At 51.6% G+C, this 12,063-nt stretch carries 8 protein-coding genes; 1 reads left to right on the top strand and 7 read right to left on the bottom strand.

Annotated features, from left to right (window positions below):
* Positions 1–194 precede the first annotated feature (194 nt).
* The 6 genes from ACW6QF_RS05770 to ACW6QF_RS05745 all read right to left on the bottom strand — a co-directional run bounded on the left by ACW6QF_RS05770 (position 195) and on the right by ACW6QF_RS05745 (position 9,310).
* The gene (locus ACW6QF_RS05770) at positions 195–2,774 is read right to left on the bottom strand and encodes a family 78 glycoside hydrolase catalytic domain (RefSeq protein ID WP_456087130.1); all 2,580 of its coding nucleotides are present in this window, start codon (positions 2,772–2,774) and stop codon (positions 195–197) included.
* A 17-nt stretch (positions 2,775–2,791) separates the two neighbouring features.
* On the bottom strand, positions 2,792–4,543 hold the full coding sequence (locus tag ACW6QF_RS05765; RefSeq protein ID WP_456087129.1) for an alpha-L-rhamnosidase-related protein: 1,752 nt from the start codon (positions 4,541–4,543) through the stop codon (positions 2,792–2,794).
* Between the two features lie 92 nt (positions 4,544–4,635).
* On the bottom strand, positions 4,636–5,436 hold the full coding sequence (gene rhaD, locus ACW6QF_RS05760; RefSeq protein WP_456087128.1) for a rhamnulose-1-phosphate aldolase: 801 nt from the start codon (positions 5,434–5,436) through the stop codon (positions 4,636–4,638).
* 109 nt (positions 5,437–5,545) lie between these two features.
* Positions 5,546–6,571, bottom strand: a complete 1,026-nt coding sequence (gene rhaT / locus ACW6QF_RS05755) for an L-rhamnose/proton symporter RhaT (protein ID WP_298552371.1) — start codon at positions 6,569–6,571, stop codon at positions 5,546–5,548.
* Positions 6,571–7,827: an L-rhamnose isomerase gene (locus ACW6QF_RS05750; protein WP_456087127.1), complete on the bottom strand. Its 1,257-nt coding sequence runs from the start codon at positions 7,825–7,827 to the stop codon at positions 6,571–6,573. The genes rhaT and ACW6QF_RS05750 overlap by 1 nt, the downstream gene beginning before the upstream one ends.
* A 4-nt stretch (positions 7,828–7,831) precedes the next feature.
* Positions 7,832–9,310: a rhamnulokinase gene (locus ACW6QF_RS05745; protein ID WP_456087126.1), complete on the bottom strand. Its 1,479-nt coding sequence runs from the start codon at positions 9,308–9,310 to the stop codon at positions 7,832–7,834.
* A 101-nt stretch (positions 9,311–9,411) separates the two neighbouring features.
* Here ACW6QF_RS05745 and ACW6QF_RS05740 point away from each other — a divergent pair, with 101 nt between their 5' ends.
* Positions 9,412–10,299, top strand: coding sequence for an AraC family transcriptional regulator (locus tag ACW6QF_RS05740; RefSeq protein ID WP_298552368.1), 888 nt, complete (start codon positions 9,412–9,414; stop codon positions 10,297–10,299).
* 88 nt (positions 10,300–10,387) lie between these two features.
* Here the strand turns inward: ACW6QF_RS05740 and ACW6QF_RS05735 are convergent, their stop codons facing one another.
* Complete coding sequence (locus ACW6QF_RS05735) at positions 10,388–11,965, bottom strand: carboxylase (RefSeq protein ID WP_456087125.1); 1,578 nt, start codon at positions 11,963–11,965, stop codon at positions 10,388–10,390.
* Positions 11,966–12,063: the final 98 nt, after the last annotated feature.

The raw sequence follows: 12,063 nt of genomic DNA, 5'->3' as shown, positions 1-12,063 counted from the left end.
CCCCACCGGTGGGGGCATAGGTGAGAATCCCTGTGCCCCCACCGGTGGGGGTACCTCGATCCCCATAGGTGTCGACCGTGGTGTCCCTATAGGTGGGGAAGCCTCGATCCCCATAGGTGTCAACCGAGGCTTCCCCACAGGTGTCAACCGTGGCTTCCCTACAGGTGAGGATGCCTCGGTTGACACACCCCTTCCTAAAAAGTGTTAACATACGTACCCGAACCGACCGTTTCCGTCTTATCGCCGACACGGATATCCGCCGTACAGCCGGACGGGATCGTCACGGTAAGGGTGACTTTGCCTCCCTCCCGTTTCCATTCGCTCGAAATCAATCCGCGTACGGAATGATACTCACCTTTCGCCCAATCCATTCCTTCCACGAAATGGGGGGTAATCAGAATATGGCGGAAACCGGGTCCGGCAGCATCGTAATTGATACCGGCAAGCTGGTTCATCATCCAGGCAGAGACATCTCCCATAAAGACATGGTTCAGGGAGGCGTCGCGGAACTCAGGACTCAATGTCCAGGTTTCAGGCAGCGTCGTATATCCCATCGTTTCCACCCAATAGCCCCAGGAAGGAGCTTCCGTCTTCGTAATCATCTTCATGGCATCCTCGACATAGCCGTAGCGGGTCAGCATGGCCGGAACCGACTTGCTTCCGAGCAGGCCGAAATCGAGGAAATGGTTGTTGGCACGCACGACCTCGCAAAGTTTATCGGCGACCAACTGCTCCTTCCCTTCCGGTACGATACCCAAATAGAGGGCGATCGCCTGTGCCGTCTGGGTTCCTTCGGCATAGACTCCCGTTTCGGGATTGAAGAATTTACGGTTGACCAATGCTTTCAGTTCGTCGGCTTTCTGCCGGTAAGGGGCGGCATCTTTACCCAACAGTCCGGCGAAACGGGCCATCAAGGTGTAATCCAGATAATAATAGGCGGTAGAGGTATAGGTATTGTCGGTCGTAGACTTCCAGTACACCCAGTCTCCCAGGCCGAAGGTCAGGTAGCCGCCGTCCTTCTCTTTCGCTTTCAGGTAATCCAGATAGCGCAACATCGTAGGATACAGGTTCTCGATACTGCGTGTCTCGCCGTAATAGTTATACAGGGCGTTCGGGATGATAAACATGGCGGCATCCCATACCGGACCGGGCCATTCGCCGTATCCCCAGCCGCTTGACGGGATAATGCCGGAGATTTCACCGGCTTCTCGCTGGTTGTCGATGAAGTCGTTCATCCATTTCTCATACAAGGTGATACCGTCGAAGCCCAACAGGCCGAGGTCGATCGCGACATGCGCATCGGCCGTCCACCCGTTCTTTTCACGCTGCGGGCAATCGGTCGGGATGCTGTGCAGGTTGCTGCGGTAGGCCTCCATGGTCGCCTTCCATATCTTGTTCAGCAACGGATCGGAGCAGGAGAAGGAACCGACGGGCTGAACCGCCGTATGCATGAACAGTCCGGTCAGGCTCTCTTTTGTCAGGGTTACAGGAGCCGAGCTCTCGACTTCCACATGCTGAAAACCATGATAGGCGAACGAAGGCATGAAGACTTCCTCCTCACCCGTTCCTTTCAGCGTGAAGACATCCATCTGGAAGACCTCGCCCGGTTTCACGGGATGATAATAGACATCGATATTTCCCGGTTCCAGACGGCCGTCCGCTTTCAGCAGCTCTCCATGCTTCAAGGTGATCCGCGTGCCGCGAGTGCCTTTTACTTTCAGGCGGGACAGGCCGGCAAAGTTCTTTTCGAAAGAGAATACATAGAGTTTGTCACTGAACTTCTTCATCGAGACAGGCGGCAATTCTTCCGTAATCCGGATACCCGGCATCTGCTGGGCGGCCAACAAGGGTGCGGGAGCTTCCGTGACCTGTACCGGAGCCCATTTGCCGTCGTCGAAACCTTCGGCGTTCCAACCGTTTTCTTCCAACGTGGCGTCGTATTTGTCGCCACTATAGATATTGTTATAGGTATAGGGACCGGTCGCCGTACGCCAGCTTTCGTCGGTGGCGATGACCTCGGTCGTGCCGTCGGTATAGCGGAGGCGCAGTTCGCAGAGCATCCGGGGACGGTTGCGCCAACGGGCGGTCTCGAAATTCCAGACGGCCTTGGACTGTACGTTGTGCCAGCCGTTGCCCAACACCGAAGCGATAGCATTTTCGCCTTTCTTCAACAAGGATGTTACATCGTGCGTCACGTACAGGATCCGTTTGTCGAAATGCGTATAGCCCGGATCGAGGTAGTTCTCTCCCACCCGTTTGCCGTTGATAAACAGGTCGTAGTAACCGGCGGCAGCCACATAGACGCGGGCTTCATCGATCTCTTTGCCCAATGTAAAGGCTTTGCGGAACATGGGGGCCGGCTCGAACTCCTTGTCGTGGCTGTCGGTTATCCATTTTCCCGACCAGTCGGACGGCTCGAACTTGGCTGTCTCGAAAGTAGCCGTTTCCGAAGTCTCGCAGATGTCTCCGTCCCGATCCCATACCGTCACGTTCCAATAGTAACGGGTATGCGGTTCCAATGCCATATCGCCGGTGTAGGGTTGCAGGTTATCCGGCGAGGTCCCGATGCGGATTTCCGAACGGGAGGCCAGGAAGTTCTTCTCACCTCCTTTGTATTCCCAGGTGAAACGGGGACTTTTCGTATCCAAACCGATCGGTTCGCGCAAGTATTCGGTTCGCAGGTTCACCGGAACCGTAAGCTCGTTTTTACCTTTACAACCTATCAACGAGAGGAAGGCAAGCGAGCAGATCAACAATGTGTTTTTCTTTCCCATATCTTTTTCTGATTTGATTATCGTTCTATTTTTACTTCGGACGGAGCATCGATCCGGCTCCGGACTTTCCCATCGGCGCCTTTTTCATGGCGGATGCCGATCACGCCGTAAGGAGTCGGGAACGTTCCTTCCACCCACTCCAGGTCACCTAAATGCGGTGTGATCCGGACAACGCGGCAGCCCGGTTCCACAACCTGGACACCCAACACATATTCGCTCAGCCAGGAGGTCGGGCCGGAAGCCCAGCCGTGACAAAGGCTATGGCGGAAACCTTTATAGCAATACCCCCCGTAACCGCCATGAATGTCTTTCTTGCCTGCCGGAACCGGTTCGTCGATGCGGGAAGCGCCGGGCAACCAGTCCAAGTTGAAATCTTCCCAGAAAGTAGTTGCACCCAAATCGAGCATCGCGCCCCAAAATTGGCGTATCACGTCGATCGCTCCCTGATAATTGCCGGCGACGGCCATCGCACGAAGCATATAATAGCCATAGAAGGTAGAGAACCCATGCCCTCCATTGATCGAGAGATATTTCCGATCGGCCTCTTCCGGCTTCATCAATCCTGCCAGCGCCAACAAGGAAGCCGCCTGTTTCGATCCCGGCGCGTCCGGTGCGACACCGGATTTCAGGAAAGGTTTTATCACCTTCGAAGCGGCTTTGACCATTCTCTTAGAAACAGCTTCGCATTCGGCAGCCAACGCATCTTCGCCCAGCACTTCACAAAGTTCGTTTCCGGCCTTCATCGCTTGCAGCATCAAGGCTTGCAAGCCGGCATCGATGGCAACCGGATTTTCACTGGACGGCCAATCGAGGAAACGCCCTCCTCCGTCGAGCTTCTCCACACCGTCTTCACCGACTTTGGAGATCAGGAGACGAAGCAAACCGGTCAGATAGTCTTTCTGTTCCTTCAAGTAAGCCAAGTCACCCTGATAGTAGTACCAGTCGCGCTGGATCAGCAGCCACCAGATGGAGTAGCTGCACATCCCGTTCATCCATCCGGGCAACGGCGTAGCGTCGCGGATCAAGTCAAGGCTTTTCGGTATCACCTCGTTATATCCGAAAACAGTGTTGACCGTCATCACTTCCGGATGCAAATCGCCAATCCAGACCAAACGGTCACGTTTGATGCCGTCCCAAATATACTCCTGCATATTCAAATGCACCGTATAAGCACCGGTCTGCCAAATCCGGTTCAGCCGTTCGTCGTTGCAACGAAATGAGCCTTTATATGGGATGTCCCTAAAAACGGAAATGGCACGTATTTCTTTAATATGCAACTCGGCGGAATCGTCCAAAAGATCAATCCGGGCAAACCGAAATCCGGAATTACCCACTTCCATGACCCCCAACCAAGGCAGGCGAATGGTGAAATCGCGCATGGCATGATCGTTGGAAGCGCCGTTCACCCCGTCAATATCGCACATGGCTTCGCTTACCGACTCCCCCAAACGGATGCGGACGGCGACAGGTTCATGCGAAGCCGGCATACCGGTAACGATTTGCAAGCCGCCTTGCAGCTCTTTTCCAAAATCAAGGAGGATGGCAGGATGTTGCCGGTCGGTACTCGAAAGCTTACAGATGTTATGATTCACAAGATTGGTTTGTCCGTTTCCGGGAAGAAGCAAATGGTCTGCCCCCTTTATCAGCCGGCTTTCCTGTTGCCAAACGATGCGTACGGGAGGAAGATATTCACGGACCCGGCTATCGCGTTGCCGGGCGGACAATGATACGGCAAAGAATAGAGATATAAAAATAAATAATGTTTTCATGGTATATGGTGTTTATATGAATGATGATTTATCGGTTACTTTTCTTTCAAGAGAAAAGTAACCGATAAATCATCATTTACGATCATAATCTATCACAAACCGAAAGCCGGGACCAAATCATCCAACTGCTTGTCGGTCATGCCGGCGGGTTCGTAGCCGGCCATGCGTGCACTGAAATAGATTTGGGCGGACTTGCTTAACGTGTCGATTGCATCGAAGCATTCGATCAGGTCTTCGCCGACTGCCAAAATACCATGTTTCTCCCAGAATACGACATCGTGTTTTTCCAATTGCTTGATGGTGGCACGCGCCAAATCCAGCGTCCCCGGTATTTCATAAGGAACGATGCCGACTCCTTTCGGGACAATAATACGGCATTCGGGAATCATGCTCCACAACGTACGGGTGATGACATCCGAATCCAGGAACGGCTTGCAATGCGTCATACCGATCAGGTCGGTCGGATGCGTATGCAGAACGACCCGGTTATCACGGCCCAGGCCACGCAGATAATTATGCATCATCAGGTGTGAAGGCAACTCGGATGTAGGCAAAATCAATTGTTCGGCTATTATATCATAGCTTTTGCCATCCCCGGCGATACGGATCAGGGAACCGTTGGCAAAGGGATCCTGTGCCACATAACGCATCCGCTTTCCGGTACCGGTGACATAAAAAATATGCCTGGCAAGGGCAGTCATCGCCTCCTGCAAAGGAATAGCCGGCCCCAGTGCAGGAAGTGCTTTTTCGACGTCGCTCATCAGGTCGGTCAGGTTTACGGAAATGTTACCGCCGTTGCGTTCCGCCCATCCTTTTGTCCAGAGATAGCCGGCCACTTCGGCGATACGGCCGATCTCGGCCATCAATTTTTCATTGTTTCTGATTGTTTTCATTTTACTTATATATCTTTTTATAAGTCATGGAATCTTAATTTCATGACTATGAAACTAAAATTCCATGACTATCCATTTTCAGCCCGATTACTATTATTTAATCTCTCCCTTAAATCAAATTAGGCAGCAAAAGCGAGAATATCAGGAGACACATGCCGCAGACCAAAACAACGATCGTCTGCCGGCTCACTCCTTTCCACTCTTTCAGGATAATGCCCCACACATTGCTGAAGATCACATTCAGCGACATCAGGATACTCCATGAAAAGGCCAGCATCACCGGAGATTCGGCAAAATAGCTCTTTCCCATTCCCAGCCCGAAGAATTGCGAATACCACAAAACACCTGCCAGCGCACAAAATAAGACATTATTCAGCAAAGTACCGCCCGATACGGAAAAATAATCTTTCCCCGTCTTGTTCCTTACATTCTGGAAGAGGCAATAAGAAGCGTTCGTGATAAAACCGCCGATCGTCACTAACAGGATGACCGGGTTCAGTGCGAACAATTCACTTGCGCCGGACTGTTTCGCCTTCTCAAGGATCGGAGCACCGGATTCCAGGCCCAGATTGAAGCAGGCGCTCATCACTCCCGCCAAAAGGGCGACAAGCAAACCTTTCGTCAACGCAAAATCCTTTACAGCCGCTTTCTTTTCCTCCTCGGTCATATTGCGGGCGCGAAGGCTTCCGGCATACCCGATCACGGCGATGCCGGCAAGCGTGATACACACGCCGATCAGCAGGACCAGGCCATCGCCATGAAACAAATCCGTTCCGGCAAAAACTGCCGGGAAAAGCGTTCCGAAACCGGCGCACGTCCCAAGCGCGATGCTCTGGCCGAGCGCAACCCCCAAATAACGCATGCTCAACCCGAAGGTCAGGCCGCCGATCCCCCACAGGATTCCGTAGATAACGGCTCCCGCGGCTCCGCCGGCACTCCACAGTTCCGAGAGGCTGCTCCCGGCGGGAATGGCAAGCTGCGCCCCTAAGAACGGGAAGACGAGCCAGGCAAAAACGCCCTGCACCAGCCAGAAACTTTCCCAACTCCAATCCTTGACTTTGTTGATCGGGACGTAGGAACTGCTCTGCCCGAAACTGCCGATTGCGATTATGATTAACCCGATGATTATTTCCATTATCGTTTGCTTGTTACTTCGGCTTCGTATTTCTCTATCTCGGCAATATAATCCTCACCTACCGGGACGTCGTTTTGCAGGCAGAACATATCCCAGACGGCTGTCCACGGAAGGCTCTTCATTTCCTCCTGCAAAGCTAAGCGCTGGAAATATTTGCCTTCGGCCTCGTATTGCTGCAAGGTTGCGGACGGTTCGAGAAGGGCTTGCATAAAGGCCTTCTGTGTTGCACGGCAACCGATCACGTAGGCCCCGATACGGTTGATCGTCGCATCGAAGTAATCCAAACCGATATGCACCCGGTCCAATGCCTTGCAACGGATGATTTCGCGTGCCAGATCGAGCAGGTCGTCACCCAGGATCACCACATGGTCGCTGTCCCAGCGAACCGGGCGGCTCACATGCAACATGATCTCCGGCGTAAAAAGAAGCAAGGCCGAAACCTTGTCGGCAATGCTTTCCGTCAGATGGAAATGGCCCGTATCGAGCGTCACAATCTTGTTTTTCTTCGCACCGTAGCCCAAGTAGAAATCATAAGAACCGACCGTATAACTTTCCAGACCGATCCCGAACAGTTTTGCTTCGATACAGTCCTTCATATTCTTATACTCCGTTGCAAAAATCTCGTCGAGCGACTGTTCCAAGATCCGGCGGTATTTGAGACGGCTGGCGGGAATTTCCTTGCTGCCGTCATGAATCCACAGGTTCATGATACAGGGATCATCCTGGTATTTGCCCATCTCCTCGCTGATCCAGCGGCATCGTTTCGTATGTTCGATCCAGAAATTGCGGATCGCATCGTCGGGATTTGCCAACGTCAGGTCGCCGCTCTTCGGATGCGAGAAAGAAGTGCTGTTGAAATCCAGTTTCATCCCGTTCTCTTTCGCCCACTGCATCCAGCTTTCAAAGTGAGCTGGTTCCACTTCGTCGCGGTCGACCTTCTTGCCCTGGAAGTCGCCATATATTTCATGCAGGCTCAAACGATGTTTACCGGCGATCAGCGAAGCCGCTTTCAGGACATCGGCACGAACTTCGTTGATCGTGCGGGCACGTCCCGGATAGTTACCTGTCACTTGGATTCCGCCCGTCAGCGAACCGCCCTGGTTCTCGAAACCGCTCACGTCGTCCGCCTGCCAGCAATGCATGGATAGAGAGATCTTCTGCAATTTGTCCATTGCCTCTTTTGCATCCACACCGACAGCTGCATAGCGTCCAACAGCTGCCTCATAGGCTTGTCTGATAATGTTTTCTTTTGTCATGGTCTTATTTTTTTGAGGTTACAGATTTATATTTCTTAAAAGCCTCTTCCCACTTGCCGCTACCTTCCGGCAGAAAGACAGCCGGCGAGAGGAAAGAGTTGATCAAGCGGCGCATCTCCCAGCGGTCGGCCACCAGTCCTGCCGCCCTCGCCTGCACCATACAGTTGCCGATCGCCGTCGCCTCCGAAGGCCCTGCCACAACCGGCATGTCAATTACATTTGCCGTAAATTGGTTGAGAAGATTATTCATCGAGCCTCCCCCGATCACATGCAATTTACGGATCGGGAAAGGAGCTATTTCGGATAATAGTGCCAGCACCTCCTTGTACCGGAATGCCAGGCTTTCGAAGATACAACGGATAAACTCGTCGTCCTCGGCAGGTTCGGGCTGCCCCGTCTCGCGGCAATAAGCCTTGATCGCCTCCGTCATGCTCGGCGGATTGGCAAAACACGGATCGTCGGGATTCACAAAACTGCGGAAAGACGTCGCCCGTTCCGCCATCTTGACAATCGCAGGATAGGAATAATCGCGCCCGGCCTTCTCCCACTCTTTCCGGCACTGTTCGAGCAACCACATCCCTGTGATATTTTTCAGGAAACGGGTCGTCCCGTCTATCCCGCCTTCGTTCGTGAAATTATGCCGGAAAGATTCTTCCGAGATAATCGGTTCTTCCGTTTCGATCCCCATGAGGCTCCATGTGCCGCTGCTAAGGTAGGCAAACTCCCGGTCCGCCGCCGGGACAGCCGCAACGGCCGAAGCCGTATCGTGGCCTGCAACCGCTATGACCGGCACTTTGCCGATCCCCGTTTCCCGTGCAAGCGCGTCGGTCAGTTCTCCGACAAATGTTCCCGGCATCACTACCGGACGCATGATGGAGGGAGCTACTCCTGCCGCTTCCAACAAGGATGCCTCGAACTCCTTTGTCGCCGGATTCAACAGTCCGGAAGTGGAAGCATCCGTATATTCACAAACCTTTTTGCCCGTCAACAGGTAGGAAAGCAGATCGGGCATAAAAAGTATCTCTTCGGCAGCCTCCAACGGCCCGAAACTTTCCTGTTTAGCCCGGAATAACTGGAAAATACTATTGAAGTTCATGATCTGTATGCCGGTGAGCCGGTAGACTTCCGACCGGGGAATACGCTGGAAATACTCTTCCGGCGCACCGTCCGTATAAGGATCACGGTACGCACGCGGCAACCCCAACAGCGTACCGTCTTTCGCCAGATATCCGAAATCGACGCCCCAGGTATCGATCCCGATAGAGTCCGGGACCACGTTCCGGCGTGCACAAATCGTAAGGCTTTCTTTCAAGGCATCATATAACCGGTATATGTTCCAGTAATATTTCCCCTGCAACTCCAGGATCGCATTCGGGAAGCGGTGAAGTTCCTGCATTTCAAATTTGTCACCAACCAATGTGCCTAATACGGCACGTCCGCTGGTTGCTCCTATATCAAAGGCTAAAAAGTTATATTTCTTCATGGTACAACAAAGTTGTTTGTTTTATGATTGCAAAAGTAAACGGTAAATTACTATCTTTGCTTTTGAAAATGATTTTAAACCTTTCAAATCTGACAGAGGAGATGGAGAAACGACTAAGCGATCAATTGAGATACCTGACGATAAGTGCGATAGACGAAGAATGGGGAATTGTCGTCACGACTGTAGGCTACCAGTTTATTCCCCCGAAAGGGAACTATCCTCTTTCGAAGCATCCGGACAATTATAACTTCAAGCCGCAGACCGGACGTATCCTGAACGAATACCAACTGGTCTATATCACGAAGGGAAGCGGTTACTTCTCTTCACAATCCTGCAAGATGCAGAAGATAAACGCCGGCACGATGATCCTGCTTTTTCCGGGAGAATGGCACAGCTACTATCCCGACAGCGAGACAGGCTGGGACGAATACTGGGTCGGTTTCCGCGGCGTCCACATCGACCGGCGCGTGGAAAAACGCTTCTTTACCCGCGAGGAACCGTTACAGCACATCGGGCTCAGCGCGACGATCGTCGGGCTGTATGAGGACATCCTGAAATTCGCTTCGCAGGAAAAGACGGGCTACCAGGAGATGATTTCGAGCATCGTCCTCCATATATTGGGTACGGTCTATTATAAAAGGAGGAACAACTCCTTTACGAATACCTATGTTGTGGATAAGATCAACGAAGCCCGCATCCTGATGAAAGAACAGGTGGAAAACCCGCTGACGCCGGAAGAAATAGCTTCCCGCCTGGGGCTCGGTTACTCCTGGTTCCGCCGCATGTTCAAAGAATATACAGGCGTATCGCCCGCCCAGTACCAATTGCAGCAAAAACTCCTGAAGGCAAAGGAACTGCTTACCAGCAGCGGCCTGAATATCTCGGAAATAGCTTACAGCCTTAAATTCGAGAATGCCGGGCAGTTCTCCACCTTCTTCAAGAAGAAAGAGGGCGTGACACCGTCGGAATTCAGGGAAAGGGCGCACTGAGAAAAGGCAGACAAATGTCAAACAAAAGAGCTTTTCCCCGGCCACCTGTCCGGAAGAAAAGCTCTTAAATACATAAAACAATCTAATATTATGTGGTAGTATGTGCTTGTTTCTGTTTCTTCTTCGAAAGGAAATTGTGCGCCATCATCGGGAAAAGCTCCAGAAGCAATACCTCTTTTTCGTTTTCAGCCAATCGGACACCGATTTCTTCCATGACAGGATTCTCCTGCATTTCATAATCGGAAGGATCATAAGGCGCTTCATCACGCGATCCCGTTATCTTCAAACGGAATTCCGGATCGACCGGAACCGGCGTCTTCCCATATTCTCCTTTTACCAGGGCAATGAACTGGTTGGACGGATTGCTGTACATCGGACGTCCCTTCAACTGATCCAATGCGCATGACACGGCCTGAGCCCCGATGATCTGGCTTGTCGGCGTAACCAAGGGCGGCAAGCCTGCCTCCATACGCACCTGTGGGATCAGCGACATCGCTTTTTCCAACAAGTCCAACTGCCCCAATTGCTTCAACTGGGCCACCATATTCGTGTACATGCCTCCCGGTATCTGGGCCTTCTTCACCAATTCATTCGGTTCGGGGAAACCAAAATATTCTTCTATGGCATGGCAGAAGATAAGCAAGTCTTCCTCTTTGTCTTTCCGGGCCGCATCGATCGCATCGTTAAAGAAACGATCTATTTCGGTCGGTATTCTATCTGTCAACGGATTAAACGGTTTAGGCAGTTGTTTTGCCATATCGAAAGTGGATAATTCCTTGCGGATATCCAATAAATGGGCATTGATCTTCGCGATCGCTTCCATATCAATATCGAGTTCGATACCCATTTTCTTACAGAACATGTAAACTAACTCAACTGCCGGAGCCGCCGTTCCACCGGCGAAATACCAGATATTGGTATCGACAATATCCACCCCGTTGACAATAGCGGCCAAGACCGAGGCCAACCCATATCCGGGCGTACAATGGGTATGAAAATCTACCGGAACCTTCAAATGCTTTTTGAACAAACGGACTATTTCGGCACTTCTTCCCGGCGGAATCAGGCCGCTCATATCTTTAATGGTGATCATATCGGCTCCCAAAGCCTCCATTTGAAGCGCTTTGTCCAAGAAATATTCATTTGTAAAAACAGGTTTATGCAACGGATGCCCGTGCAAGGCGGCTACAATTCTCTCAACCGCCGAATGGAACGGATCGATCGTGTAACAGACGGCGCAATCAGCCATTCCTCCGAAGCGTTTAACATATTTGACCGTCGATTTTATATTCTCCACATCATTCAGCGCATCGAATATGCGCATGATATCCAGTCCGGATTCTATAGAGTTGCGGCAAAAACCTTTAATAATCTTATCCGGATAAGGATTGTAGCCAAACAGGTTACGCCCGCGTGAAAGTGCCGCCAACCTGGAAGTATTCCCCACGGCAGCTTTTATCTTCTCCAACCGTTCCCAGGGATCTTCTCCCAAATATCGCATGATAGAATCGGGCACGGCGCCACCCCATACTTCCATCGCATAAAAACCGGCTTCTCTATAAAAAGGAAGCACTCTGTCTATCTGCTTTTGTGACATTCGCGTTGCAAAAGCAGATTGCTGACCATCCCGAAGAGTCAGATCCCGAATCAAAAGTTTTCGTATCATACCTAATAAATTGTTTAGACCGTTTCAGACTTAAATCTATGTTTATAACAAAAATTAAACTGTTTTGATTAGAATTACCTGGTTAAGAATAGCAAATG

The organism is Parabacteroides sp. (genome assembly GCF_977054455.1).
Note: the sequence above shows the minus strand (reverse complement) of the source record. Positions and strands in the feature narration are given on the sequence as shown.

Excerpts from the sequence above, each read along its gene's own strand:
- ACW6QF_RS05765 (WP_456087129.1), bottom strand. The coding sequence starts at position 4,543 with ATGAAAACATTATTTATTTTTATATCTCTATTCTTTGCCGTATCATTG.
- ACW6QF_RS05770 (WP_456087130.1), bottom strand. The coding sequence starts at position 2,774 with ATGGGAAAGAAAAACACATTGTTGATCTGCTCGCTTGCCTTCCTCTCG.
- ACW6QF_RS05740 (WP_298552368.1), top strand. The coding sequence starts at position 9,412 with ATGGAGAAACGACTAAGCGATCAATTGAGATACCTGACGATAAGTGCG.
- ACW6QF_RS05735 (WP_456087125.1), bottom strand. The coding sequence starts at position 11,965 with ATGATACGAAAACTTTTGATTCGGGATCTGACTCTTCGGGATGGTCAG.
- rhaT (WP_298552371.1), bottom strand. The coding sequence starts at position 6,571 with ATGGAAATAATCATCGGGTTAATCATAATCGCAATCGGCAGTTTCGGG.
- ACW6QF_RS05750 (WP_456087127.1), bottom strand. The coding sequence starts at position 7,827 with ATGACAAAAGAAAACATTATCAGACAAGCCTATGAGGCAGCTGTTGGA.
- ACW6QF_RS05745 (WP_456087126.1), bottom strand. The coding sequence starts at position 9,310 with ATGAAGAAATATAACTTTTTAGCCTTTGATATAGGAGCAACCAGCGGA.
- rhaD (WP_456087128.1), bottom strand. The coding sequence starts at position 5,436 with ATGAAAACAATCAGAAACAATGAAAAATTGATGGCCGAGATCGGCCGT.